This is a genomic window from Nocardioides pakistanensis (assembly GCF_054781215.1).
This window is the reverse complement of record NZ_BAAGUV010000044.1, coordinates 27,683-53,542: the sequence shown is the minus strand read 5'-3', so window position 1 is coordinate 53,542 and position 25,860 is coordinate 27,683. Positions and strand designations below refer to the sequence as shown.

Here is a 25,860-nt window from a genome sequence, read left to right as displayed (position 1 = left end):
CCCGTGGCCGACAAGCCACGGGAAGAGGGAGACGTCCTGCGTACCTCGGTGAACGCGCTCAGCAGCAGCGCGACTGGGGGTTGGCCTCGCGATGGTCGGCGCGGTGCCGCTCGAACTCCTTGCGTGACATCGGCTCGCGGCCCTCATGAGCGCACTGCTGGAGGTACTCCTCCCACTTGGCCTCGCCGGTTGCCTGCTTGAGGTACCACATCACCCCGCGCTGGACGCGGAACAGCGTGTCCCTCATCGCCTGCCCCCGACCAGGTCGCCCTGGCTCGCCTCCCACTCGCGCACGGCCTCCTTCTCCTCCTTGGTGGCGAAGAAGTCGGAGGGAGCGACCAGGTGCGAGGGCTGCTTGGGCACCTCGGTGGTCGGCAGGCTGCCGGCCCGGACCGCCTTGACCCAGATCCACAGGGCGTTGACCACGACCACGAGCACGAGCAGGGCGAACAGCGCCTGCAGGGTGCCGTTGACCGTCGAGTTGGTGACCACCTGCTGCATCTGGTCCATGTCGGTGGCCGGGGCCAGGACCTCGCCGTTGTCCATCGCGGTCTGGTACACCGAGCGCTGCTCGAAGTAGCCGATCTTCGGGTTGGCGGAGAACACCTTCTGGTAGCTCGCGGTCATGGTGACGATCAGGTCCCAGACCAGGCCGACACCCGGGACCCAGGCCCACTTCACCTTGCCGTGCTTGATCAGCAGCGTGGTGGCCAGGGTCAGCGCGATCGCGGCGAGCAGCTGGTTGGCGATGCCGAACAGCGGGAACAGCTGGTTGATGCCGCCGAGCGGGTCGGTGACGCCGACGTACAGCATGTAGCCCCACAGACCCACCACGATCGCGCTGGCCGACCATGACGCCGGGCGCCAGGAGATGTCGGCGTACTTGGGCCAGATGTTGCCGATCGTGTCCTGCAGCATGAACCGGCCGACCCGGGTGCCCGCGTCGACGGCGGTGAGGATGAACAGCGCCTCGAACATGATCGCGAAGTGGTACCAGAACGCGGCCAGCCCGCCGCCGAACGCCTCGGTGAAGATCAGCGAGATGCCGAAGGCCAGCGTCGGTGCGCCGCCGGTGCGAGAGATCAGCGTGTCCTCCTCGATGGAGGCCGCCGCGGCGGTCAGGTCGGCCGGGCTGATCGTGAACCCGAGGCCCCGCACGAACTCCGCCGCTGCCTCGGCGGTGCCGCCGGTGGCGCCGCCGGGGGAGTTGATCGCGAAGTACAGACCCTGGTCGATGACCGAGGCCGCGATCAGGGCGCTGATCGCCACGAAGGACTCCATCAGCATCCCGCCGTAGCCGATCATCCGGACCTGGCTCTCCTTGGCCACCATCTTCGGGGTCGTGCCCGAGGAGATCAGGGCGTGGAAGCCCGACAGCGCCCCGCAGGCGATGGTGATGAAGACGAACGGGAAGAGCTTGCCGGCGAAGACCGGGCCGGTGCCCTCGATCGCGAAGTCGGTGACCGCCTCGTTCTGCAGCAGCGGTGCGGCGATGACGAGGCCGACGGCGAGCAGCACGATGACGCCGATCTTCATGAACGTCGAGAGGTAGTCGCGCGGGGTGAGCAGCATCCAGACCGGGAGGATCGAGGCCACGAAGCCGTAGACCACCAGGCCGAGGGTCAGCTGCTCCTTGGAGAGGGTCAGTGCGTCGGCGAGGCCCATCTGCTCGACGTAGCCGCCGCCGACGATCGCGAGGAGCAGGAGCGCGACGCCGATGGCGGTCACCTCCATCACCCGACCGGGGCGGATGTGGCGCAGGTAGAAGCCCATGAACAGCGCGATCGGGATCGTCAGCGAGATCGAGAAGACGCCCCACGGCGACTCGGCCAGGGCGTTCACGACGACCAGCGCCAGGACGGCCAGGATGATGATCATGATCGCGAACACCGCGATCAGGGCGGCGATGCCGCCGACCACGCCGATCTCCTCACGCACCATCTGGCCGAGGCTCTTGCCGTCACGGCGCATCGAGAAGAACAGGATCACCATGTCCTGCACGGCACCGGCGAAGATGACGCCGACGATGATCCAGATCGTGCCGGGCAGGTAGCCCATCTGGGCCGCGAGCACCGGCCCGACCAACGGACCGGCTCCGGCGATCGCGGCGAAGTGGTGCCCGAACAGCACTCGCCGGTCGGTGATGTCGTAGTCGATGCCGTTGTGCAGCCGCTCCGCAGGTGTCGCGCGGGTGTCGTCCACACCGAGCACGCGGTAGGCGATGAACCGGGCGTAGAAGCGGTAGGCGATGGCGTACGACGCCAGCGCGGCGAACAGGATCCACAGAGCCGACACCTCCTCGCCGCGGGAGAGTGCCAACACGGTCCAGGAGGCGGCGCCGACGACGGCGACCACAGCCCAGATCGCCATCGACTTCGGTGTCATCCGCCTGCTTCGTTGTTCTGTCGGTGTCGTCGTCGACATCACGTTTCCCCTCGTCGGCGAGCCCGGTGGGCTCGGCAGTCTGGTGCGAGGACCTGTCTACTCCTCTACGAGACCGATCGCCACCATCGGGTCCGGGTTCTCAGGTGTTGGCGCGCTCCTCGACCGGCACCTCGCAGATCTCGCCGTTGCGACGACCTTGGCGGAAGCTGCGCAGCTCCTCGAGCACCTTGGGCAGCAGCAGGTAGCAGGCGAAGAGGTTGACGATCGCGCAGACGAACAGCATCGAGTCGGCGAAGGTGAGCACGGACTCGAAGGTCATCACGGTCCCGACCACGGTGAACAGCACGAAGACGACCTTGAAGGTCAGCTCGCTGCGCGGGGACCGCCCGAACAGCGTGGTCCAGGCCTTCATCGTGTAGTAGCTCCAGGTGATCAGCGTGGAGAACGCGAAGAGCGCGACAGCGACGGCGAGGACCACCGGGAACTGCGGCAGGAAGGTCTCGAACGCTCGGGAGGTGACGACGACGCCGTCGGGTGCGTCGCCGCCGCCGGCGACCGTGGCACGAGCGTCCTGGTAGTACTCCGGGTTGGCGATCACGATGGTCAGCGCGGTCATCGTGCACACCACCACGGTGTCGATGAACGGCTCGAGCAGCGAGACGAAGCCCTCGCTCACCGGGTGCTTGGTCTTTACCGCGGAGTGCGCGATCGGCGCCGAGCCGACCCCGGCCTCGTTGGAGAACGCCGCGCGCTGGAAGCCGATGATCAGCACGCCGAGCACGCCGCCGGCGACGCCCTGGGGGTTGAACGCGCCGGAGATGATCGCGCCCAGGGCATCAGGGATCTGCGCGAAGTTGCCGAGGATCACCAGGCCGGCGGCGAGCAGGTAGCCGATGCCCATGATCGGGACCAGCTTGCTCGTGACAGCGGCGATCGACTTCAGGCCCCCGAGGATCACCGCGGCGACACCGAGAGCGAGCAGGATGCCGAAGATCAGCGACGAGCCGGGGCTGCCGAGGAAACCGTCCTCGCCGCCGGTCACCTCACGGGCCTGCGCGAAGGTCTGGTTGGCCTGGAACATGTTGCCGCCCACGGCGCCGAACAGGAACAGCGCGACGGCGAAGACGACCGTCAGCCCTTTGGAGACCGGCGTGCCGAACCTCTCGAAGGCCACCGGCAGGTAACGGAACGGGCCGCCGGTGACCGTGCCGTCCTCGTGCACCTCGCGGTACTTCACCCCGAGCGTGCACTCGACGAACTTGGTCGCCATGCCGAGCACGCCGGCGATGATCATCCAGAACGTCGCACCGGGGCCACCGACCGTGACGGCGACGCCGACACCGGCGATGTTGCCGAGCCCGACGGTTCCCGACACCGCCGAGGAGAGCGCCTGGAAGTGGTGACCTCGCCGGGGTCGCTCTCACGCGAGAACTTCCCCCGCACCAGGGCGAGGGAAGTCGGGAAACCGGTGAACTGGATGCCGCGGAAGTAGATCGTGAAGATCGCCGCCGCGAGCACGAGCCAGAAGACGATGAGCGGAACCTCCGCCCCGAAGATGTTCGGCGCGTAGAAGATCGCGCCGCTCACCGTGTCCGCGAGAGGGTCGAAGAACTCGTTGATCGCCTTCTCGACCGAGGCCAGCCAGGGCCAGGTGGTGGACTCTGCCGCGAGGATCGTGCCGGATGCCTGGTTCATGACCAGGACAGATATCCCCTCATGGCGACCTCAAACGCTACCGAGAGGTTCGCAATCTCCTCAGTGCCCGCTGCTCAGTGCCCGCCGACGAGCGGTGACATCACGCGGGCGAGCCGGCTCGGTCGCCGGGTGAGCCGCTCCTCCCGGTCCGCGAGCGCCATCGTGCGCAGCCCGGCGTTGACGCCCAGCCAGCGCAGCGGCTCCGGCTCCCACAGCGGGGAGGAGTGGCCCACCCAGGGCAGGGCGGTCAGGTCGCTGGTCCGGCCGAGCACGAGGTCGCGGAGGGTCCGGCCGGCCAGGTTCGTCGTACTCACCCCGTCGCCGACGTACCCACCGGCCCAGCCGAGCCCGGTGGCGGGGTCGAGCCCGACCGAGGCCGTCCAGTCCCGCGGCACGCCCAGCACGCCACCCCAGGCATGGGTCGCCTTCGCCCCGGACAGCGCCGGGAACATCGCGCGCAGCGCCGCCCAGATCGCGGCGAACACCTTCGGGTCCCGGTCGAAACGAGGCGAGACCCGGGAGCCGAAGTGGTACGGCGCGCCGCGGCCGCCGAACACCAGCCGGTTGTCGCGGGTCCGCTGGCCGTAGACGATCAGGTGCCGGAAGTCGGTGAACGTCTCGCGCTCCCGCAGGCCGATGGACTCCCAGGTGCGGTCAGGGAGCGGCTCGGTGGCGATCACCAGTGAGTAGACCGGTGCGACCGTGCGTCTCCGACCGGGCAGCGCGGCGGTGTAGCCCTCCGTGGCCTGGACCACCACGTCGGCGGACACGGTGCCGCCGGGTGTGCGGACCAGGTGCGGCTCCACCGAGGTCACCGGCGTCTGCTCGTAGATCCTGCCGCCGGCGGTCGAGTCGACCACCTCGGCCAGGCCCCGGACCAGCCGGGCCGGGTGGATGGCCGCGCAGTCGGGGGTGAAGGTGGCGCCGCGGACCGCGGTCGCCGCCAGCCGGGCCCGGGCGTCGTCGGCGGACAGCAGCCGCAGGTCGTCGTCTCCGCGGCCCCAGCTCCGGGCGTGCTGGATCTCGGCCCGCGCCGAACGCAGCTGCGCAGCCGAGCGCGCCAGCGAGATCGTGCCGCCCTTGGCGAAGTGGGCGTCGATGCCCTCCGCGGCGGCCGCCCGGCCCACCTCGTCGACCGTCGCCCGCATCGCGGCGTGCAGCGCGAGGGCGGCGTCACGGTCCGACCCGGGCAGCGCGGCGACCTTGTCCAGGGAGGCGGGGAAGAGCGCCGAGGTCCACCCACCGTTGCGCCCGGAGGCGCCGAACCCGGCCACCTCCTTCTCGAGCACGGCGACCTTGAGCGTCGGGTCGGCCCGCAGCAGGTAGTAGGCGGTCCAGAGCCCGGTGAAGCCGGCGCCGACGATCGCCACGTCCACGCGCTGGTCGCGGCTCAGCGCCTCGCGCGGCACCCAGTCGTCGCCCGCAGTCTCGTGCCACAGCGACAGCGAGCGGTACCGGCCGGCGGCCGGGTCGTGGTTCAGCGCACGCCCCACGAGTAGGTCTGCTTGCGGAGCTTGAGGTACATGAAGGTCTCGGTGGACACGACCCCGTCGATCTTGCGGATCTGGTGGGAGAGTACGTCGAGCAGGTGCTCGTCGCTCTCGCAGACCACCTCGGCGAGCAGGTCGAACGACCCGGCGGTGATCACCACGTAGTCGACCTCGTCCATCCCGGCGAGCTCGTCGGCGATCGGCTCGAGCTCGCCGTGGGCCCGGATGCCGATCATCGCCTGCCGGGCGAACCCGAGCTCGAGCGGGTCGGTGACGGCGACCACCTGCATCACGTTGCTGTCGATGAGGCGCTGGACTCGCTGGCGCACCGCGGCCTCGGACAGGCCGACGACCTTGCCGATGGCGGCGTAGGAACGTCGTCCGTCCTGCTGGAGCTCCTCGATGATGGCCTTGGAGACCTCGTCGAGGGAGACGCCGCTGCCGCCGGACCTCGCTGATCTGCTCACGGGACGAATAGTGTCAGCCGGGGTTGAACCGCGTCAAAGGTTCGAGGGGATCTGGCGAGCGATTTCGTTGCATTCATGTTTCGGATCTACGAAATCCCTTGTATGCCCGCTCCGGCTTTGACAAGATCCTCACGGATTTCGCCATCCGTGCCCGTGCGTGGCCGGCCGTCAGGAGGATGCCCCCATGACCCAGCACTCGGTGTACCGACCCGGACGTGACCTGATGTCCGCCCTGGGGGCCCGCGGGGTCAGCCGGCGAGGCTTCCTGCGTGGCGCGTCGATCTCGGCGCTCGCCCTGGGCAGCCCCTCGCTCCTGGCCGCCTGCGGCACCGAGGGCGCCAAGCAGACCGCCTCGGAGTGCGTCAGCGAGGACCTGTCGGCCACCGAGAAGGTGCTGAACTTCTCGAACTGGCCGGAGTACATCGACGTGGAGACCAAGAAGGTCGACGGCAAGCGGCAGACCGTGATCCCCACCCTGATGCAGTTCGAGGAGCAGTCCGGGATCAAGGTCACCTACAACACCGACGTCAACGACAACGCCGAGTTCTTCGCCAAGGTGCGCAACCAGCTCGGTGCCTGCGAGCCGATCGGCCGCGACATCATCGTGCTCACCGACTGGATGGCCGCCCGCATGGTCGGGCTGGGCTGGATCCAGGAGCTCGACCGCGGCAACATGCCGAACGTCGAGGCGAACCTGCTGGCCAACCTGCGTTCACCCGGCTGGGACAAGGAGCGCAAGTACAGCGTGCCGTGGCAGAGCGGGTTCACCGGCATCGCCTACAACGCCAAGTACACCGGCGAGGTGGGCAGCTTCGAGGAGCTGATGACCCGCGCCGACCTCAAGGGCAAGGTCAGCCTGCTCTCGGAGATGGGCGACACCATGGGCTTCATGCTCAAGCTGGTCGGTGCCGACCCGGAGGACTTCGACGACGACCAGTTCGGCCAGGCCCTCGACAAGCTCCAGGAGTACGTCACCTCCGGACAGATCCGCCGCTTCACCGGGAACGACTACATCCGGGACCTCAACGCCGGCAACCTCGTCGCGTGCGAGGCGTGGTCGGGTGACGTGATGGTGATGCAGGACGAGAACCCCGACATCAAGTGGGTGGTGCCCGAGGAGGGCCTGTCCCTGTGGTCGGACAACATGCTGGTGCCCAACAAGGCCACCCACAAGACCAACGCCGAGAAGCTGATGGACTACTACTACGACCCCGAGGTCGCCGCCCAGCTGGCCGCCTGGGTCTGGTACGTCAGCCCGGTCGAGGGGGCCCGGGAGGCGATGGAGAAGATCGACCCGGCCCTGGTCGACCAGCCGCTGATCTTCCCCGACGAGGAGTTCCTCGCCAACACCTGGGGCTTCATGGGCCTCGACGAGGCGAAGCGCACCGAGTACGAGCGCGACTTCGCGCAGGTGATCGGAGCCTGACCCCCATGGCCGGCTCCGACCTCGTCCTGACCTCACTGACCAAGCGGTTCGGCTCGTTCGCGGCCGTCGACGACCTCGACCTGACCGTGCCCGAGGGCTCCTTCTTCGCGCTGCTCGGTCCCTCCGGCTGCGGCAAGACCACCACGCTGCGCATGGTCGCCGGCCTGGAGGACCCGACCAGCGGCACGGTGCACCTCGGCGAGAACGACATCACCCGGCTCCGGCCCTACAAGCGTCCGGTCAACACCGTCTTCCAGAGCTACGCCCTGTTCCCGCACCTCTCGATCGCGGAGAACGTCGCGTTCGGGCTACGTCGTCGGGGCGTCAAGGACGTCAAGAAGCAGGTCGCCGACATGCTCGAGCTGGTCGAGCTCGGACAGTACGCCGGCCGCCGTCCCGCCCAGCTCTCCGGCGGCCAGCAGCAGCGCGTCGCGCTCGCCCGGGCGCTGATCAACCGGCCGCAGGTGCTGCTCCTCGACGAGCCGCTCGGTGCCCTCGACCTCAAGCTGCGCCGCCAGATGCAGATCGAGCTGAAGCGGATCCAGACCGAGGTCGGGATCACCTTCGTCCACGTCACCCACGACCAGGAGGAGGCCATGACCATGGCCGACACCATCGCGGTGATGAACGCCGGCGTGATCGAGCAGCTCGGTGACCCGCAGGAGCTCTACGAGAGCCCGGCCACCACGTTCGTGTCCAACTTCCTCGGCCAGTCCAACCTCGTGGAAGGCCGGGTGCTGGAGCGCAACCAGGACACGCTGCTGCTCGACGTACACGGCAGCAAGCTGGTGGCACCCGCCTCGCGGGCCCGGTCCACCGAGGGCGCGGTCTGGGTCGGGGTGCGTCCGGAGAAGGTGTTCCTCGCGTCTGCGGACACCGAGAGCGACGACGGCTCGAACCTGCTCGGCGGCGCCGTGGTCACCGACGTCAGCTTCGTGGGGGTGAGCACCCAGTACCTCGCCCGCACTCCCTGGGGGCAGGAGCTGATGGTCTTCGAGCAGAACACCGGCGCCCGGGAGTCGTTCCGTCCCGGCGACCGGGTGGACCTGCACTGGATGCCCGCGCACACGTTCGTCCTCGACGCCTCCCAGGACGCCACCGCGGGAGTGGAGCGGGAGGAGGACCTGTGAGCGCAGCGGCCGCGCACGTCGGGGCCGGTGAGCAGCAGGCCTCCGGAGGCGAGGAGCAGCGCAAGCGGGGGCTGACCGGCTACCTGCTGCTGCTGCCCGGCGGGCTGTGGCTGCTGGTCTTCTTCGCCGTGCCGCTGGTGACCCTGATCAGCACCAGCCTCTACGACCCCAGCGGGTCGCTGCTCACCGGCTACGAGATGACCTTCCACTGGCGCAACTACGTCGACGCGGTCCAGGACTACGGCCCGCAGCTGTGGCGCTCCTTCGTCTACGCCGGCATCGCCACCGTGGCCGCCGTACTGCTGGGCTTCCCGCTGGCCTACGCGATCGCGTTCAAGGCCGGGCGCTGGAAGAACCTCATGCTGATCCTGGTGATCGCCCCGTTCTTCACCAGCTTCCTGATCCGCACGCTGTCGTGGCAGCTGCTGCTCGGGGACAACGGCTGGCTCGTCGACGCCTTCCGCACCCTGCACATCCTCGGCCCTGACGGCCACCTGCTCGCCACACCGTTCGCGGTGGTCACCGGCCTGACCTACAACTTCCTGCCGTTCATGGTGCTGCCGCTCTACGCCAGCCTGGAGAAGCTCGACCCCCGGCTGCTCGAGGCCGGGGCCGACCTCTACGCCTCTCCGTTCACGACGTTCCGCAAGGTCACCCTCCCGCTGGCGATGCCCGGTCTGGTCGCGGGCACGCTGCTGACCTTCATCCCGGCGGCCGGTGACTACATCAACTCCGAGCTGCTCGGCACGCCCAACACCCGGATGATCGGCAACGAGATCCAGGACCTCTTCGCGGCCGGCTCCTACCCGGTCGCCGCGGCGCTCTCGGTGACCCTGATGGCGGCCATCATCACGCTGGTCGCGGTCTACGTGCGCCGGTCCGGCAGCGAGGAGCTGGTATGAGCCTGACCGTCTCCCGCACCCGGCGCTGGGTCGGCGACCGCCTCGTGCTGGCCTTCGCGCTGCTCGTGCTGCTCTACATGCTGCTGCCGGTCGGCGTCGTCATCCTGATGTCGTTCAACCAGCCCGCCGGCCGGCAGAGCTACTCCTTCGACGCCTTCACCCTGGACAACTGGACCAACATCTGCGGGCCCTACCAGCTGTGCGACTCGGTCACGAACAGCATCCAGATCGGGTTCCTGGCCACGGTGGTCGCGACCGCGCTGGGCACCCTGATGGCGTTCGCGATGGCGCGGCACAGGTTCCTGGGACGCTCGGTGGCGAACGTCGGGATCTTCCTGCCGATGGCCTCGCCCGAGATCGTGCTCGGCTCCTCGCTGCTGGCGCTGTTCGTGGCGGCCGGGTTCTCCGGGCAGCTCGGGTTCTGGACCGTGTTCGTGGCGCACGTGATGTTCTGTCTGTCCTTCGTCGTGGTCACCGTCAAGGCCCGGCTCGCCGGCCTCGACCCTCGGCTGGAACAGGCGGCGATGGACCTCTATGCCAACGAGTGGCAGACCTTCTGGCGGGTGACCTTCCCGCTGGTGTTCCCCGGCATCCTCGCCGCCGCGCTGCTCAGCTTCTCGCTGTCCTTCGACGACTTCATCATCACCAACCTGGTGTCGGGACAGACCGTGACCTTCCCGATGTTCGTGTGGGGCGCCGCCCAGCGCGGGATCCCCCCGCAGATCAACGTCGTCGGCACCATCATGTTCCTGCTCGCGCTGGGGCTGGTGGTCGTGGGCGAGCTGAACGCGCGGCGCCGCCTGGGCCGTCGCTGAGCGCATGCACCCCTCACTCGCCGACGCCCGGCCGGCCGTGCTGTGGCTCGACGACCCGCTGCGCCCGGACCCGCTGCCTGCGCTGCGCGGGACCACCACGGCCGACCTTGTCGTCGTCGGCGGTGGCTACACCGGCCTGTGGACCGCGCTGCGGGCCAAGGAGCGCGACCCGGGCCGCGACGTGCTGCTCCTCGAGGCCGGTCGGTGCGGCGACCAGGCCAGCGGGCGCAACGGCGGGTTCGCCTCGGCCAGCCTCACGCACGGTTTCGGCAACGGGCAGGCGCGCTGGCCCTCGGAGCTTGCCGTGTTGGACCGGCTGGGCGCGGAGAACCTCGCCGGCATCGCGGAGACGGTACGCCGCTACGGCATCGACTGCGGCTGGGAGCACACCGGCGAGCTGACCGTCGCCACGGCGCCGCACCAGGTCGCCGAGCTCGCCGAGCAGGCGGACGCTATGCAGGCCGCCGGCCACGACGTCTCGCTGCTCGACGGCCCGGCCGTGCAGGACATGGTCCGTTCGCCGTCGTACCTCGCCGCGCTGCACGACCCGCACGGCACCGCGATGGTGGAGCCGGCCCGGCTGGCGTGGGGGCTGCGCGAGGCGTGCCGGACGCTCGGCGTACGCATTCACGAGCAGAGCCCCGCCACCGCGCTGGTCCGCGCGGGGCAGGGAGTCGAGGTGCGCACGGCCGTCGGGTCGGTGCGGGCGCGGCACGTGGTGCTGGCGACCAACGCCTTCCCGCCGCTGCTCGCGCGGCTGCGGCTGACGGTGGTCCCGGTCTACGACTACGTGCTCGCCACCGAGCCGCTCTCGTCCGACCAGCTGGCGTCGGTGGGCTGGGCGGGCCGCCAGGGGATCGGTGACGCCGCCAACCTGTTCCACTACTACCGGCTGACCCGGGACAACCGGATCCTCTGGGGCGGCTACGACGCGGTCTACCACTACGGCAGCCGGATCCGGGCTCGGCTCGAGCAGCGCGACGTGACGCACGACCTGCTGGCCGGGCACTTCTTCGAGACGTTCCCGCAGCTGGCCGGCCTGCGCTTCACGCACCGCTGGGGCGGGGTGATCGACACCAGCACCCGGTTCACCGCGTTCTACGGCACCGCCCACGACGGGCGGGTGGCGTACGCGCTCGGCTACACCGGGCTCGGCGTCGCCGCCACCCGGTTCGCCGCCGACGTGGTGCTCGACCTGCTCGCCGGTGAGTCCACGGAGCGCACGACGCTGCGGATGGTCCGCGAGCGGCCGCTGCCGTTCCCGCCCGAGCCGCTGCGGTTCGCCGGGATCCAGCTCACCCGCTGGTCGCTGGCCCGCGCCGACACCCGCTCCGGCCGTCGCAACCCCTGGCTGCGCGCCCTCGACCGGCTCGGCCTCGGCTTCGACTCGTGACCTCTGCCGCCGAGTTTTCCCAAGTCATCTGGGGAAAGCCCTACCTACCACGACGAATTTGCCGCGGCAGGTACTGGTATGCCGAGGTAGGTGGTGCACGGAGAGGCCATGCGCGGTCCACCGACGCGGGGCGTGCAGCGCCATCCACAGGTCGTACGACGGAGCGCGGGGCGCGCCTGCCACAGGCCGATGCTGTGCTCGTGGATGAACGACTGCGAGCGATCGAACGCGAACACGGTGTCTTTCTCCGAAGCGAGCTGCGAGAGCTCGGCTTCGACGATCACGCGGTTGCCGTCGCGCTGCGATGCAAGGTCTGGGTCCGGGTCAGGCACGGCGCGTACTGCTTCTACGACACCTGGGTGGCCGCCGACGAGACCGGGCGGCATCTCATCCGTTCGCGTGCGGTGATGCGCGTTCTGGGTGCTCGCGTGGCGCTGAGTCACGTGAGCAGTCTCATCGCTCAGGGCATCCCGGTCTGGGGTGCCGATCTGTCTTCGGTCCACGTCACGCGACTGGAGAATGGCGCGGGACGTCACGACGCCGACGTCGTACACCACAAGGGCCAGGTGCGCGAGAACGACCTCACGCAAGCATCAGGCATGAATGTCACCGTGCCCGGCCGCGCGGCCCTGGAGGCAGCGACGATGCTGACGGTGGAGTCCGGCCTGGTCAGTGTCGACGCGGTGCTCGCCAGGGGCTTCGCGCACCCCGAGGAGCTCGCTGCACGGCAGCCCTACTTCGCCAAGTGGCCCGGCGCCCAGCGGTTGCAGCTGGTGTGCCGGCTCGCTGACGGTAGGTCGGAGTCACCGGGTGAGTCACGCTCGAGGTACCTGTTCTGGAGCCGCGGACTGCCGGCGCCGCAGCTGCAGTTCGAGATCTTCGGCAGCACGGGCCTTCTCATCGCGCGCACGGACTTCGCGTGGCCGGAGTACGGGGTGCTCGGGGAGTTCGACGGGAAGGTGAAGTACGAGCGTCTGCTCCGTCCGGGACAGGGAGCCGGGGACGTGGTCTTCGAGGAGAAGCAGCGTGAGGACAGGATCCGGGAGGCGACCGGTTGGACCGTTCTCAGGTTGGTGTGGGCAGATCTCAACCAGCCGGACGCGACGGCGCGTCGGTTCGCGCGCTACCTGGGCCGCGCTGCCTAATCCCCGACGTCGGTCACGGCGTGAACTCGACCGGTACCTAGCACGGGAAACCCGCACTGGCCATGGCACATTTGCCGTGCTCAGTACGGGTTTCCCCTGAGATCATGGGAAACCGAGGGAAGCCGGCCGTCAGAGGAGGGTCCAGGCCTTCTCGAGGACGGTGCGGAGCTTCTGCTCCATCTCGTCGAACTGCTCCTGGCCGACGATCAGCGGCGGGGAGAGCTGGATGACCGGGTCGCCGCGGTCGTCGGCGCGGCAGTACAGGCCCTCGTCGTACAGCGCCTTGGACAGGAAGCCGCGCAGCAGCTTCTCGGCCTCGGCGTCGTCGAAGGTCTCCTTGGTCGCCTTGTCCTTGACCAGCTCGATCCCGTAGAAGTACCCGTCGCCGCGCACGTCGCCGACGATCGGGAGGTCGTGCAGCTTCTCGAGCGTGGCTCGGAACGCCCCCTCGTTGGCGCGGACGTTCTCCAGGATCTGCTCGTCCTCGAAGATCTGCAGGTTCTTCAGCGCGACCGCGGTGGAGACCGGGTGGCCGCCGAAGGTGTAGCCGTGCAGGAACGTGTTGGTGCCCTGAAGGAACGGCTCCATCAGCCGGTCGGAGGCGATCATCGCGCCGAGCGGGGAGTAGCCGGAGGTGAGGCCCTTGGCGACGGTGATCATGTCGGGCTGGTAGTCGTAGCGCTCGGCGCCGAACATGTGACCGAGGCGGCCGAAGGCGCAGATCACCTCGTCGCTGACCAGCAGCACGTCGTACTCGTCGCAGATCTCCCGCACCCGCTGGAAGTAGCCGGGCGGCGGCGGGAAGCAGCCGCCGGCGTTCTGCACCGGCTCGAGGAACACCGCGGCGACGGTCTCAGGGCCCTCCTGCTCGATCGCCACCGCGATCTGGTCGGCGGCCCAGCGGCCGAACGCCTCGAGGTCGTCACCGTGCTGAGGGGCCCGGTAGAAGTTCGTGTTCGGCACGCGGAAGGTCGAGGGGACCAGTGGCTCGAAGACCGACTTGAGCGCCGGCAGGCCGGTGATCGACAGTGCGCCCTGGGTGGTGCCGTGGTAGGCGATCGCGCGGCTGATCACCTTGTGCTTCAGGGGCTTGCCGGTGAGCTTGAAGTAGTTCTTGGCCAGCTTCCACGCGGTCTCGACGGCCTCGCCGCCACCGGAGGTGAAGAACACCCGGTTGAGGTCGCCGGGCGCGAGCGAGGCGACCTTCTCGGCCAGCTCGATCGCGGTCGGGTGCGCATAGGACCACAGCGGGAAGTACGCGAGCTCGGATGCCTGCTTCATCGCGACCTCGGCGAGGTCGGTGCGGCCGTGGCCGAGCTGGTTGACGAACAGGCCGCCGAGCGCGTCGAGATAGCGGTTGCCCTTGGCGTCCCAGACGTAGGCGCCCTCGCCGCGCACGATCACCGGCACGTCGGCGTGGTCGTAGGTCGACATCCGCGTGAAGTGCATCCACAGGTGGTCGCGTGCGGACTTCTGCATCGCGGCGTAGGCGGCGTCGTCCATCGGCGCGGGGGTCGTCGAGGCCGGGTCCATCGCGTGAGCTGACATGTGATGCTTCCCTTTTGTGCGAGCGTCTCGTCGAGGGTAATCCTCCTCTGCGGACGCCGACGATTCAAGTGATTTCGTTGCGTTGACACGCAGATGATATTCATGTCGCAGATCAGAGTCACCTTCGGCCACGGATTTCGAAGTAGAGGTGGGGCATGAGTCGGGCGGTTGTGTTCACCGGGGGCGCGCTCTTCGACGGCACGCGCCACCGCCCCGGCCACGGCGCCGTGGTGATCGACGGCCGGGTGGCCGCGGTGGGCCCCGAGGATCGTCTGGAGGCGCCCGGTGGAGCCGAGCGGGTGGACCTCGCCGGCGGACTGCTGCTGCCGGGGTTCCAGGACGCGCACGCGCACCCGGTGCAGGGCGGGCTCGAGCGGCTGCGCTGCGACCTCTCCGAGGAGGCGACCCGGGAGGGCTGCCTCAGGAGGGTCCGTGGCTACGCCGAGGTCCATCCCGACCGCACCTGGGTGACCGGGGGCGGGTGGTCGCTGACCGCGTTCGGCCCGCAGGGCCCGCTGGCCGCCGACCTCGACGCCGTGGTCGGCGACCGCCCGGTGCTCCTGCTCAACGCCGACCACCACGGCGCCTGGGTGAGCTCCCGCGCTCTCGAGCTGGCCGGCGTCGACGCGCGCACCCCGGACCCCGCCGACGGCCGGATCGAGCGCGACGCCGACGGCAACCCCACCGGGCTGCTCCACGAGGGCGCGATGGAGCTGGTCGAGCGCTTGCTGCCCGCCACCGCGGACGAGGAGTACGACGCTGCGCTCGTCCTGGCACAGGAGTACCTGCATTCGCGGGGCATCACCGCCTGGCAGGACGCGATCCTCGGCGACTACGGCGGCGTCCGTGACGTCACGCCGGTCTACGTCCGGGCCGCGGAGGCCGGCGCGCTCACCGCCCGGGTGCGCGGGGCGCTGTGGTGGCGCCGCGACCTCGGCCTCGAGCAGGTCGAGGACCTCCTCGAGCGGCGCAGGGCGCATCGTCGGGACCGCTTCGACCCGGGGGCGGTCAAGATCATGCAGGACGGGATCGCCGAGAACGGCACTGCGGCGATGACCGCGCCGTACCTCGACGGCTGCGGCTGCGCCACCGGGAACACCGGCCTGTCCTTCGTCGACCCCGAGATCCTGCGCGAGGCCGTCGTGCTCCTCGACGCCGAGGGGTTCCAGGTGCACTTCCACGCGATCGGCGACCGCGCGGTTGCCGAGTCCCTCGACGCCGTCGCCGCGGCACGAGCCGCCCACCCCGACGCGGACCTGCGCCACCACATCGCCCACCTCCAGCTGGTCCGCCCCGAGGACAGGGGCCGGTTCGCCGAGCTCGGGGTCGCCGCGAACATGCAACCGCTGTGGGCCGCGCTGGACGAGCAGATGACCGACCTGACGCTGCCCTTCCTCGACGCCGAGCGGGGCGGCTGGCAGTACCCCTTCGCCGACCTGCTGCGCGCCGGGGCGCGGCTCGCAGCCGGCAGCGACTGGCCGGTCAGCTCGCCGGACCCGGTGGCCGGGATCCACGTCGCGGTCAACCGCACGCTGTACGACGAGCCGGGGCGGGCCGGTTCGGAGCCCTTCCTGCCCGAGCAGGCCCTCACGCTCGAGCAGGCCTTCGCCGCCTACACTTCCGGTTCGGCCCACGTGAACCACCTCGACGAGACGGGGTCGCTCGCGCCAGGCATGCTCGCCGACCTGGCCGTCCTCGACCGCGACCCGTTCACCGGCCCCGCCGACGAGGTCGGGGCGGCTCGGGTGGTCGCCACCTACGTGGAGGGGGAGCGGGTCTTCGGCTGATCCTTCGGGGGTGGGCCTGGCTAGGGTCGCGCCCATGGACATCTCGGGCACAGCTCAGCAGGCCGACGCCGGTCGGGTGGACCTCGTGCTGGAGGGCGGCGGGGTGAAGGGGATCGCGCTCGTCGGTGCGGTGCTCGGGCTCGCGGACGCCGGCTACCGCTTCCCGCGGATCGCGGGAACCTCGGCCGGGGCGGTCGTCGGTGCCGTGCTCGCGGCCCTCGAGCGCCGCGGAGAGCCGGCCTCCCGTCTTGCCGACATCGCCGGGACCCTCGACTACCGCCGGTTCCGCGACCGGGGCTTCCCCGGCTCGCTGCTCGGACCGTTCGGTGTCCTTGCCGACGGGCTCGCGGTGCTGGTCGAGGGCGGCGTCTACGAGGGCGACTACCTCCATGACTGGCTCACCGGCGTGCTGGCCGACCTCGGGGTCGAGACCTTCGGCGACCTGCGCACCGAGGACCCCGGCGCCGACGGGACGGTGCACCATCGCTACGGGCTGGTGGTGATGGCCAGCGACCTCTCCCGCCGCCGGCTCGCCCAGCTGCCCTGGGACTACGCCGCCTACGGGCTCGACCCGGACGAGCAGCGAGTGGCCGACGCGGTGCGCGCGTCGGCCTCGATCCCGTACTTCTTCGAGCCGGTCCTGCTCGCCGGGACACGGGGAACCTCCACCCTGGTCGACGGCGGCCTGCTGTCGAACTACCCGATCGGCACCTTCGACCGGCTCGACGAGGTGCCGCCGCGCTGGCCCACGATCGGGGTCCGGCTCGACGCACTCGTCTCCGGCGAGCCGGCCCGGGTGCGTCCGGTCCGGGGACCGGTGTCCACCGGGATCGCGCTCGTGGAGACCGCCATCGAGGCCTGCCAGGCCGAGCACGTGCTCGACCCGTGCAACGTCTCCCGCTCCGTCTACGTCGACACCGCGGGGGTCAGTGCGGTCGACTTCGACCTCGACGAGACCGAGCGGGGTCGGCTGCTGCAGGCCGGTCGCGAGGCGACACGAGCGTTCCTCGACGACTGGGACTTCGGCCGCTGGCTGGCGACCTGTCGGTGAGCCGCGGCCCACCGCCAGGTCCGGGGTACGTCGTTGCCGAGGACCGATGTCATCCGTCTGGAGCGTGTCCGCATGATGATTTCGTAGCCGAAGGCGTCGTTGCTATACCGAATCGGTTGTCGTGTGGCTAGGCTGCGGGCAGGTACGGCGGCCACCTGCTCGCCGTACTCGTCGACAGCCGTGAGCAGCCAGAGGAAGGCGCACAGGGATGGCACAGGAGTTCCGCAACATCATCGGTGGCGAGGCCGTGGGGTCGGTCTCGGGGAAGACCTACGACGTGGTCAACCCGGCGACCGGCGAGGTCTACGCCCAGGCACCCGCCTCGGGGGCCGAGGACGTCGACCGGGCGATGAAGGCGGCCGCGACGGCGTTCGAGAGCTGGGGGGAGAGCACGCCGGCCGAGCGGCAGCTCGCCCTGCTCAAGATGGCCGACGCGCTCGAGGCGCGGGCCGACGAGTTCGTGCGGGTCGAGTGCGAGAACACCGGGAAGCCGACCTCGCTGACCGCCGAGGAGGAGCTGCCGCCGTCGGTGGACGAGCTGCGCTTCTTCGCCGGCGCGGCGCGGGTGCTCGAGGGCCGGTCGGCCGGGGAGTACATGAAGGACCACACCTCGATGATCCGGCGCGAGCCGATCGGGGTGGTCGGCCAGGTGACGCCGTGGAACTACCCGCTGATGATGGCGATCTGGAAGATCGCGCCGGCCCTGGCCGCGGGCAACACCGTCGTGCTGAAGCCGTCGGACACCACCCCGGCGTCCACCACGCTGCTCGGTGAGCTGGCGCAGGAGTTCCTGCCGCCCGGCGTGCTCAACGTGGTCTGTGGCGACCGCGACACCGGCCGGGCTATCGTCGAGCACGACATCCCCGAGATGGTCTCGATCACCGGCTCGGTGCGCGCCGGCATGGAGGTCGCCGGGTCGGCGGCCGCCCAGCTCAAGCGCACCCACCTCGAGCTCGGTGGCAAGGCACCGGTGATCGTCTTCGACGACGCCGACGTGGAGGCCGCCGCCGAGGCGATCGCCACCGCCGGGTACTTCAACGCCGGGCAGGACTGCACTGCGGCGACCCGGGTGCTGGTGTCCCCGGGCGCCCACGACGACTTCGTCGCGGCACTGACCGAGCAGGCGCGCAACATCAAGACCGGCGCCCCCGACGACCCCGACATCCTCTACGGCGCGCTCAACAACGCCAACCAGCTCGCCCGGGTCCGCGGCATGGTCGAGCGGATGCCCGACCATGCCCGGATCGAGGTCGGCGGGACCACCCAGGGCGACCGCGGGTTCTTCTACGCCCCCACCGTGGTCAGCGGCCTCCAGCAGGACGACGAGATGAGCCAGGAGGAGATCTTCGGCCCGGTCATCACCGTCCAGCGGTTCACCGACGAGGCGGAGGCGCTGCGCTGGGCCAACGGCGTGAAGTACGGCCTGTCGTCGTCGGTGTGGACCAAGGACCACGCACGAGCGATGCGGGTCTCGAAGCGGCTCAACTTCGGCGTGGTGTGGATCAACACGCACATCCCGTTCGTCTCCGAGATGCCGCACGGGGGGTTCAAGTACTCCGGGCACGGCAAGGACCTGTCGCTCTACAGCCTCGAGGACTACACGCGCGTCAAGCACGTGATGTCCTACATCGGCGAGTGACCATGGTCTCGAGTCGCTCGCACCGCTCGCTCCTCGACGAGCGGAGCAGCTGATGAGGATCCTGCTGGTCGGCGCCGGCGGGGTCGGTGCTGCGTTCACCGCGATCGCGGCTCGGCGCGACTTCTACGAGACGATCGTGGTTGCCGACTACGACCTCGTCCGGGCCGAGAAGGCGGCCGCGACCGACCCGAGGTTCATCGCGGCCCAGGTCGACGCCTCCGACGCCGGATCCGTGGCGGCGCTCGCGAAGGAGCACCGGGCCACCCACGTGATGAACGCCGTGGACCCCCGGTTCGTGATGCCGATCTTCGACGGCGCCTTCGCGGCCGGGGCCGACTACCTCGACATGGCGATGAGCCTGTCACGTCCGCATCCCGACGCGCCCTACACGCAGACCGGGGTGAAGCTCGGCGACGAGCAGTTCGCCAAGGCGGGGGAGTGGGAGGCCGCCGGCCGGCTCGCTCTGTGCGGGATCGGCGTCGAGCCGGGTCTCTCCGACGTGTTCGCGAGGTACGCCGCCGACCACCTGTTCTCCGAGATCGACGAGCTCGGCACCCGCGACGGGGCCAACCTCGAGGTCGAGGGCTACGACTTCGCCCCCTCGTTCTCCATCTGGACCACCATCGAGGAGTGCCTGAACCCGCCGGTGGTGTGGGAGAAGGAGCGCGGCTGGTACACCACGGCACCGTTCAGCGAGCCGGAGGTCTTCGACTTCCCCGACGGCATCGGCCCGGTCGAGTGCGTCAACGTGGAGCACGAGGAGGTGCTGCTGATGCCGCGCTGGGTGGCGGCGAAGCGGGTCACCTTCAAGTACGGCCTGGGCAATGAGTTCATCGAGGTGCTCAAGACCCTGCACAAGCTCGGCCTGGACCGCACCGACAAGGTCCGGGTGGGCGGTGTCGAGGTATCTCCGCGCGACGTGGTCGCCGCCTGCCTGCCGGATCCCGCGACCCTCGGCGACAAGATGCGCGGCAAGACGTGCGCCGGGTTGCACGTGACCGGCACCGGGAAGGACGGCCGGCCGCGGTCGACGTACCTCTATCACGTGGTCGACAACGAGTGGTCGATGCAGGAGTACGGCCACCAGTGCGTGGTGTGGCAGACGGCCGTCAACCCGGTGGTCGCCCTGGAGCTGCTCGCGCGTGGCGTCTGGAGCAGCACCGGCGTGCTGGGTCCGGAGGCCTTCGACGCCGTGCCGTTCCTGGACCTGTTGGTGGAGTACGGATCGCCCTGGGGGCAGCGCGACGACTGAGCACGACGAGGGGGATGGGTGCTGCTGCCGCTCGGGCCACCGGGCGGCAGCAGTCCGTCCGGTGGGATCGCCCGACGGTGGTCAGGGCTCGGGCGCGACCCACCAGCCCAGGTCGACGGCCGGCTCCGCGGGCCGCGAGCGGTCACCGCAGAGCCAGTGCGGGCGTACGTCGACCACCCACTCCAGCTGGTAGCTGCGGTAGTCCCCGCCGGCGAGCTCGTTGCACTCGGCTGTGGCGGCATCGCGCAGCAGCGGGAGGACCGGCGGGCCGTAGAGGTAGCCGCCGACGAGCAGCGCAGCGGCGACCAGCACCGCGCCGACCCGAAGCCTGCGCGGGGACAGCCCTCGAGCGCCGTCGAGCCTCACGCCCATCGCCGCGCTCCCTTCGCCGCCGGGCCGAGACGGCTCCGTCGTGATCTTAGGCGCTGGTCACGCGGTCGCGTCGAAGCCTGCGCTGATGACGTCGAACGCCTCCTCGAGCAGGTGTCCGGGCATCACCAGGGGCGGCAGGAAGCGCAGCACGTTGCCGTAGGTGCCCGCGGTCAGGGTCACCACGCCGTGCGCGTGGCAGTACGCCGAGACCGCCCCGGCGCGGGCGGGGTCGGGGGTACGCCCGTCGGCGCCGACGATCTCGACCGCCATCATCGCGCCGCGCCCACGGATGTCGCCGACGGCACCGTGGCGCTCTGCGATCGCGCTGAGGCGGGCGTGCATGGCCGCGCCGAGCTCGCGGGCCCGGGCCCGCAGGTCGTGCTTGCGCATGGCCTCGATGGAGCCGAGAGCCGCCGCACAGGCGACCGGGTTCCCCCCGTAGGTGCCGCCGAGGCCGCCGACGTGCACGGCGTCCATGATCTCGGCGCGTCCGGTGACCGCGGCGAGCGGGAACCCGCCGGCGATCCCCTTCGCGGTCGTGACCAGGTCGGGGACGACGCCTTCGTGCTCGCAGGCGAACCACTCGCCGGTCCGGCAGAAGCCGGACTGGATCTCGTCGGCGACCAGCACGATCCCGTGCTCGGCCGTCCACTCCCGCAGCCGCGGCAGGAAGCCTTCGGCGGGTACGACGAACCCGCCCTCGCCGAGCACCGGCTCGATCACCACACAGGCCAGGTTCGAGGCCCCGACCTGCTTCTCGAAGATGTCGATCGCGCGGTCCGCCGCCTCCGCGCCGCTGATCGGGACCGGCTCCCGGAACGGGTAGGAGACCGGCGCGCGGTAGACCTCGTTGGCGAACGGCCCGAATCCCTGCTTGTAGGGCATGTTCTTCGCGGTCATCGCCATGGTCAGGTTGGTCCTGCCGTGGTAGGCGTGGTCGAAGACGCCGACGGCGTTGCGGCCGGTGTAGGAACGCGCGATCTTGACGGCGTTCTCCACGGCCTCGGCGCCGGAGTTGAACAGCGCGGACTTCTTGGGGAAGTCGCCGGGGGTGAGCTCGGCCAGCTGCTCGCACACATCGACGTAACCGTCGTACGGGGTGACCATGAAGCAGGTGTGGGTGAACGCCTGCACCTGCTCGACCACGCGTGAGGCCACCTCCGGGGCGGCGTTGCCGACCCCGGTCACCGCGATGCCCGAGGCGAGGTCGATCAGCGAGTTGCCGTCCGCGTCGACGAGCACGCCGCCCCCGGCAGCCTCCACGAAGACCGGCAGCGTGGTGCCCACACCTGAGGCGACGTGCTGCTGGCGGCGGGCGAGCTTGGCCTTCGAGACCGGTCCGGGGATCTCGGTGACCAGCCGGCGTTCCTGCGGCAGGCCGGGACCGCCGATCGGCGAGTGTGCTTGGTTCATGGGCACAGGCTAGGCGGCGGGGCACTCGAAGCGCTACGGATAGAGGGCAAGAATCCATGCCACACTTAGGAGAACGTCGGTTGAACGTCGTGATCGGTCAGGAATCCGTTGACTTCGAGCGTCGGTGCGGGCCGTCCGCCGTGCCGGGGCGTCGGCCGCGACCTCCGGTGAGACCTGTCGGGGGCCGATGGGAAGATGCTCGCCATGAGCTCGCGCCGTGACGTCGTCATCCTCGGGTCCACAGGTTCCATCGGCACCCAGGCGCTCGACGTCGTGCGGGCCAACCCCGACGCCTTCCGCGTGGTCGGCCTGACCGCCGGCGGCGCCAACGCGGACCTCTTCGCTGCCCAGTGCGAGGAGTTCGCCCCGGCGTACTCCGGTCTGGGCGAGGACGCCTCGGTCGAGGCCGCGAGCCTGGAGTGCGACGTCGTGCTCAACGGCATCACCGGCGCCGTCGGGCTGCGGCCCACGCTCGCCGCGCTCGACGCGGGCAACACCCTCGCCCTGGCCAACAAGGAGTCGCTGATCATCGGCGGCCCCGTCGTCACCTCGCGGGCCAGGCCGGGCCAGATCGTCCCGGTCGACAGCGAGCACAGCGCCTTGGCCCAGTGCTTGCGGGGCGGGCGGGCCGAGGAGGTCCGCAAGCTGGTCCTCACCGCCAGCGGCGGGCCGTTCCGCGGCCGCAGCCGCGACGAGCTGCACGACGTCACCCCGGAGCAGGCCCTTGCGCACCCGACCTGGGCGATGGGGCCGGTCGTCACGATCAACTCCGCCACCTTGGTCAACAAGGGCCTGGAGGTGATCGAGGCGCATCTGCTGTTCGGGATCGACTTCGACGCCATCGAGGTCGTCGTCCATCCCACCTCGGTGGTGCACTCGATGGTGGAGTTCTACGACGGCTCGACGCTGGCGCAGGCCTCACCGCCGTCGATGATGATCCCGATCGCGCTCGGGCTGGCGTGGCCCGACCGGGTCCGCGACGCCGCTCCCGCTGTCGACTGGACCCGCCCCGAGACGTGGGAGTTCCTCCCGCTCGACGACGAGGCGTTCCCCGCCGTACGCCTGGCCCGGGAGGCCGGCACCCGCGGCGGCACTGCGCCCGCGGTCTACAACGCCGCCAACGAGGTGTGCGTGTCGTCCTTCCTCGCCGGGGAGATGCGGTTCACCGACATCGTGCCGACGATCGGCCGAGTCCTTGCGCGCCACGACGTACCCTCGTCTGTGGACACCCTGACCGTGGAGGACGTGCTCGCCGCTGACGCGTGGGCACGTGACGAGACCCGCACCGAGCTGGAGCACCGCCGATGACCACCGTGCTGATGTACGCCCTGGGCGTGCTCCTGTTCGTGGTCGGTGTGGCCGTCTCGATCGGCCTGCACGAGGTCGGGCACCTGGTGCCGGCCAAGAAGTTCGGCGTGAAGGTGACGCAGTACTTCGTCGGGTTCGGCAGGACGGTCTGGTCACGGCGCAAGGGCGAGACCGAGTACGGCGTCAAGGCGATCCCGCTGGGTGGTTACGTGAAGCTGGTCGGGATGCTCCCGCCAGGTTCCGGCCACACCGACGAGGGTCCCGACCAGCCGCTGCGGGTCCGCAAGAGCAACACCGGCATGTTCACCCAGCTGATCTCCGACGCGCGCGCGGCGGAGTACGAGCTGGTCGAGCCCGGCGACGGGGACCGGCTCTTCTACAAGCTGCCGTGGTGGAAGAAGGTCATCGTGATGGCCGGCGGCCCGACGGTGAACCTCGTGCTGGCGTTCCTGCTCTTCGGCGGGGTCTTCATGATCCACGGTGTGCTGGAGCCCACCACCCGGGTCGACGAGGTCTCCGACTGTGTCGTCGCCGCCACCGAGGCCGACGCCGACCGGGCGTGCACGGCCGCCGACCCGGTCGCGCCGGCCAAGCTGGCCGGTCTCCGGCCCGGTGACGAGATCGTCGCGATCAACGGCACCGAGGTCACCTCCTGGGAGCAGCTGAGCGGTCTGATCCGGGCCAACGAGGACGGTCGCGCCACCATCGTCTACGAGCGCGACGGCGAGCAGCACACCACCACGACCAACACCATGGTCTCGGCGCGGCCCGATCTCGAGAACGCCGGCGAGACCGTCGAGGTCGGCTTCCTCGGGGTCGCCCCGGAGATGGTCCTGGAGAAGAAGGGCCCGTTGTTCGTGGTCACGACCATGGGCGACTACACCTGGGAGACCCTCAAGGCGCTCGGCACGCTCCCGGTCAAGCTCTGGGAGGTCGGGAAGGCCGCGCTGGGCATCACCGAGCGCGCCGACGACAGCCCGATGAGCGTGGTCGGCGCCAGCCGCGTGGCCGGTGAGGTCGCCTCGACGCACGAGATCCCGATCGGCGACCGGTTCGTGAGCCTGCTCATGCTGCTCGGCGGGATCAACCTGTTCGTCGGGATGTTCAACTTCGTGCCGCTGCTGCCGCTCGACGGCGGCCACATCGCCGGGGCGCTCTACGAGGCCGTGCGCCGAGGGTTCGCGCGCGTCCTCGGGCGGCCGGACCCGGGCTACTTCGACGTCGCCAAGCTGCTGCCGGTCGCCTACGTGATGGCCGGGGTGATCCTGGTGATGAGCGTCGTGCTGATCTACGCCGACATCGTCGCGCCGGTCCGCCTCGGGTAACGTCGATCAACGGTGGTCGAGCCCGTCGGAAGGGCATCGAGTCCACCCACTCCCTGCGAGAGAAGGAAGCTGCATGACCTCGGTCGATCTCGGAATGCCCGCCGCCCCGCCGCCGGTGCTCGCCGAACGACGCAAGACCCGCCAGATCAAGGTCGGCAAGGTCCTCGTCGGTGGCGACGCGCCGATCTCGGTGCAGTCCATGACGACGACGCTCACCTCCGACGTCAACACCACGCTGCAGCAGATCGCCGAGCTCACCGCGGCCGGCTGCGACATCGTCCGGGTGGCCTGCCCGTCCCAGGACGACGCCGACGCGCTCCCCGAGATCGCGCGTCACTCGCAGATCCCGGTGATCGCCGACATCCACTTCCAGCCCAAGTACGTCTTCGCCGCGATCGAGGCGGGCTGTGCGGCGGTGCGGGTGAACCCCGGCAACATCCGCAAGTTCGACGACCAGGTCAAGCAGATCGCGCAGGCGGCCAAGGACCACGGCACGTCGATCCGGATCGGCGTCAACGCCGGCTCGCTCGACAGACGGCTGCTCGAGAAGTACGGCAAGGCCACGCCCGAGGCGCTCGTCGAGTCCGCCGTCTGGGAGGCCTCGCTGTTCGAGGAGCACGGCTTCCACGACTTCAAGATCTCGGTGAAGCACAACGACCCGGTGGTGATGGTCAAGGCCTACGAGATGCTCGCCGAACGCGGTGACTGGCCGCTGCACCTCGGCGTCACCGAGGCGGGCCCGGCCTTCCAGGGCACGATCAAGTCCAGCGTGGCCTTCGGCGCCCTGCTGTCGAAGGGCATCGGTGACACGATCCGGGTCTCGCTCTCGGCGCCTCCGGTCGAGGAGGTCAAGGTCGGTCTGCAGATCCTCGAGTCGCTCAACCTGCGGCCCCGCCGGCTGGAGATCGTCTCCTGCCCGTCCTGCGGCCGGGCGCAGGTCGACGTCTACAAGCTCGCCGAGGAGGTGACCGCCGGACTCGAGGGTCTCGAGGTGCCGCTGCGGGTGGCCGTCATGGGCTGCGTCGTCAACGGCCCGGGGGAGGCCCGCGAGGCCGACCTCGGTGTCGCCTCCGGCAACGGCAAGGGCCAGATCTTCGTCAAGGGCGAGGTCATCAAGACCGTGCCCGAGTCCAAGATCGTGGAGACCCTGATCGAGGAGGCGATGCGGATCGCCGAGGAGATGGGCGAGCCCGTGGACGGCACCGGATCGGCTCCGACGGTCACCGTCGGCTGAGCGCTCTCCCCGGGCCACCACCGACGTCGCCGGTGTGCCGGTCGCGTCGCGTGCGCTCCGACGTGGGCCCGTGGTGACGTAGG

The 25,860-nt window shown here is 70.0% G+C and carries 23 protein-coding genes; 13 read left to right on the top strand and 10 right to left on the bottom strand.

The window, feature by feature from the left end; translation table 11 throughout:
* Positions 1 to 58 precede the first annotated feature (58 nt).
* From ACYVIH_RS16220 to ACYVIH_RS16195, 6 genes are all read right to left on the bottom strand, one after another.
* The gene (locus ACYVIH_RS16220) at positions 59 to 247 is read right to left on the bottom strand and encodes a YbdD/YjiX family protein (protein WP_460870522.1); all 189 of its coding nucleotides are present in this window, start codon (positions 245 to 247) and stop codon (positions 59 to 61) included.
* Complete coding sequence (locus ACYVIH_RS16215; protein WP_460870521.1) at positions 244 to 2,385, bottom strand: carbon starvation CstA family protein; 2,142 nt, start codon at positions 2,383 to 2,385, stop codon at positions 244 to 246. Before ACYVIH_RS16215 ends, ACYVIH_RS16220 begins: the two co-directional genes overlap by 4 nt.
* Before the next feature lie 139 nt (positions 2,386 to 2,524).
* Positions 2,525 to 3,760: an alanine/glycine:cation symporter family protein gene (locus ACYVIH_RS16210; RefSeq protein WP_460870520.1), complete on the bottom strand. Its 1,236-nt coding sequence runs from the start codon at positions 3,758 to 3,760 to the stop codon at positions 2,525 to 2,527.
* Positions 3,676 to 4,080, bottom strand: coding sequence for a hypothetical protein (locus ACYVIH_RS16205; protein ID WP_460870519.1), 405 nt, complete (start codon positions 4,078 to 4,080; stop codon positions 3,676 to 3,678). The genes ACYVIH_RS16210 and ACYVIH_RS16205 overlap by 85 nt, the downstream gene beginning before the upstream one ends.
* A 74-nt stretch (positions 4,081 to 4,154) precedes the next feature.
* Positions 4,155 to 5,573, bottom strand: a complete 1,419-nt coding sequence (locus tag ACYVIH_RS16200; protein ID WP_460870518.1) for an NAD(P)/FAD-dependent oxidoreductase — start codon at positions 5,571 to 5,573, stop codon at positions 4,155 to 4,157.
* On the bottom strand, positions 5,558 to 6,037 hold the full coding sequence (locus tag ACYVIH_RS16195) for an Lrp/AsnC family transcriptional regulator (RefSeq protein WP_460870516.1): 480 nt from the start codon (positions 6,035 to 6,037) through the stop codon (positions 5,558 to 5,560). The genes ACYVIH_RS16200 and ACYVIH_RS16195 overlap by 16 nt, the downstream gene beginning before the upstream one ends.
* Before the next feature lie 184 nt (positions 6,038 to 6,221).
* Between ACYVIH_RS16195 and ACYVIH_RS16190 the strand changes: the two genes are divergently transcribed.
* Genes ACYVIH_RS16190 through ACYVIH_RS16170 form a run of 5 tightly spaced genes read left to right on the top strand, consistent with a single transcriptional unit; the run spans position 6,222 to position 11,703 of the window.
* A complete protein-coding gene (locus ACYVIH_RS16190; RefSeq protein WP_460870515.1) occupies positions 6,222 to 7,463 on the top strand; it encodes a polyamine ABC transporter substrate-binding protein in 1,242 nt (413 codons plus the stop codon).
* 5 nt (positions 7,464 to 7,468) lie between these two features.
* Positions 7,469 to 8,593 carry an ABC transporter ATP-binding protein gene (locus ACYVIH_RS16185; RefSeq protein ID WP_460870514.1) on the top strand — a complete coding sequence of 375 codons (1,125 nt, stop codon included), beginning with the start codon at positions 7,469 to 7,471 and terminating at the stop codon, positions 8,591 to 8,593.
* The gene (locus ACYVIH_RS16180; RefSeq protein WP_460870513.1) at positions 8,590 to 9,495 is read left to right on the top strand and encodes an ABC transporter permease; all 906 of its coding nucleotides are present in this window, start codon (positions 8,590 to 8,592) and stop codon (positions 9,493 to 9,495) included. The genes ACYVIH_RS16185 and ACYVIH_RS16180 overlap by 4 nt, the downstream gene beginning before the upstream one ends.
* A complete protein-coding gene (locus tag ACYVIH_RS16175) occupies positions 9,492 to 10,310 on the top strand; it encodes an ABC transporter permease (RefSeq protein ID WP_460870512.1) in 819 nt (272 codons plus the stop codon). Before ACYVIH_RS16180 ends, ACYVIH_RS16175 begins: the two co-directional genes overlap by 4 nt.
* A 4-nt stretch (positions 10,311 to 10,314) precedes the next feature.
* Positions 10,315 to 11,703: an NAD(P)/FAD-dependent oxidoreductase gene (locus tag ACYVIH_RS16170; RefSeq protein ID WP_460870511.1), complete on the top strand. Its 1,389-nt coding sequence runs from the start codon at positions 10,315 to 10,317 to the stop codon at positions 11,701 to 11,703.
* Between the two features lie 44 nt (positions 11,704 to 11,747).
* Here the strand turns inward: ACYVIH_RS16170 and ACYVIH_RS16165 are convergent, their stop codons facing one another.
* Positions 11,748 to 12,146, bottom strand: a complete 399-nt coding sequence (locus ACYVIH_RS16165; RefSeq protein ID WP_460870510.1) for a hypothetical protein — start codon at positions 12,144 to 12,146, stop codon at positions 11,748 to 11,750.
* On the opposite strand from ACYVIH_RS16165, the gene ACYVIH_RS16160 reads away from it, so the two are divergent.
* The gene (locus ACYVIH_RS16160) at positions 12,147 to 12,848 is read left to right on the top strand and encodes a hypothetical protein (protein ID WP_460870509.1); all 702 of its coding nucleotides are present in this window, start codon (positions 12,147 to 12,149) and stop codon (positions 12,846 to 12,848) included.
* A 129-nt stretch (positions 12,849 to 12,977) separates the two neighbouring features.
* Here the strand turns inward: ACYVIH_RS16160 and ACYVIH_RS16155 are convergent, their stop codons facing one another.
* The gene (locus ACYVIH_RS16155) at positions 12,978 to 14,396 is read right to left on the bottom strand and encodes an aspartate aminotransferase family protein (protein WP_460870508.1); all 1,419 of its coding nucleotides are present in this window, start codon (positions 14,394 to 14,396) and stop codon (positions 12,978 to 12,980) included.
* 155 nt (positions 14,397 to 14,551) lie between these two features.
* Between ACYVIH_RS16155 and ACYVIH_RS16150 the strand changes: the two genes are divergently transcribed.
* The 4 genes from ACYVIH_RS16150 to ACYVIH_RS16135 all read left to right on the top strand — a co-directional run bounded on the left by ACYVIH_RS16150 (position 14,552) and on the right by ACYVIH_RS16135 (position 20,125).
* A complete protein-coding gene (locus ACYVIH_RS16150) occupies positions 14,552 to 16,183 on the top strand; it encodes an amidohydrolase (RefSeq protein WP_460870507.1) in 1,632 nt (543 codons plus the stop codon).
* A gap of 34 nt (positions 16,184 to 16,217) precedes the next feature.
* Complete coding sequence (locus ACYVIH_RS16145) at positions 16,218 to 17,234, top strand: patatin-like phospholipase family protein (protein WP_460870506.1); 1,017 nt, start codon at positions 16,218 to 16,220, stop codon at positions 17,232 to 17,234.
* 208 nt (positions 17,235 to 17,442) lie between these two features.
* Positions 17,443 to 18,873 carry a gamma-aminobutyraldehyde dehydrogenase gene (locus ACYVIH_RS16140; protein ID WP_460870505.1) on the top strand — a complete coding sequence of 477 codons (1,431 nt, stop codon included), beginning with the start codon at positions 17,443 to 17,445 and terminating at the stop codon, positions 18,871 to 18,873.
* 52 nt (positions 18,874 to 18,925) lie between these two features.
* The gene (locus ACYVIH_RS16135; protein ID WP_460870504.1) at positions 18,926 to 20,125 is read left to right on the top strand and encodes a saccharopine dehydrogenase family protein; all 1,200 of its coding nucleotides are present in this window, start codon (positions 18,926 to 18,928) and stop codon (positions 20,123 to 20,125) included.
* Positions 20,126 to 20,206: 81 nt separating this feature from the next.
* On the opposite strand, the gene ACYVIH_RS16130 is transcribed toward ACYVIH_RS16135, so the two are convergent.
* On the bottom strand, positions 20,207 to 20,497 hold the full coding sequence (locus ACYVIH_RS16130; protein WP_460870503.1) for a hypothetical protein: 291 nt from the start codon (positions 20,495 to 20,497) through the stop codon (positions 20,207 to 20,209).
* Between the two features lie 57 nt (positions 20,498 to 20,554).
* The gene (gene gabT / locus ACYVIH_RS16125) at positions 20,555 to 21,910 is read right to left on the bottom strand and encodes a 4-aminobutyrate--2-oxoglutarate transaminase (RefSeq protein WP_460870502.1); all 1,356 of its coding nucleotides are present in this window, start codon (positions 21,908 to 21,910) and stop codon (positions 20,555 to 20,557) included.
* A 204-nt stretch (positions 21,911 to 22,114) separates the two neighbouring features.
* Here gabT and dxr point away from each other — a divergent pair, with 204 nt between their 5' ends.
* The 3 genes from dxr to ispG all read left to right on the top strand — a co-directional run bounded on the left by dxr (position 22,115) and on the right by ispG (position 25,777).
* The gene (gene dxr / locus ACYVIH_RS16120) at positions 22,115 to 23,218 is read left to right on the top strand and encodes a 1-deoxy-D-xylulose-5-phosphate reductoisomerase (RefSeq protein ID WP_460870501.1); all 1,104 of its coding nucleotides are present in this window, start codon (positions 22,115 to 22,117) and stop codon (positions 23,216 to 23,218) included.
* Positions 23,215 to 24,543 carry a M50 family metallopeptidase gene (locus tag ACYVIH_RS16115; RefSeq protein WP_460870500.1) on the top strand — a complete coding sequence of 443 codons (1,329 nt, stop codon included), beginning with the start codon at positions 23,215 to 23,217 and terminating at the stop codon, positions 24,541 to 24,543. The genes dxr and ACYVIH_RS16115 overlap by 4 nt, the downstream gene beginning before the upstream one ends.
* A 73-nt stretch (positions 24,544 to 24,616) precedes the next feature.
* Complete coding sequence (gene ispG, locus ACYVIH_RS16110; protein WP_460870499.1) at positions 24,617 to 25,777, top strand: flavodoxin-dependent (E)-4-hydroxy-3-methylbut-2-enyl-diphosphate synthase; 1,161 nt, start codon at positions 24,617 to 24,619, stop codon at positions 25,775 to 25,777.
* The last annotated feature ends 83 nt before the right edge of the window (positions 25,778 to 25,860 follow it).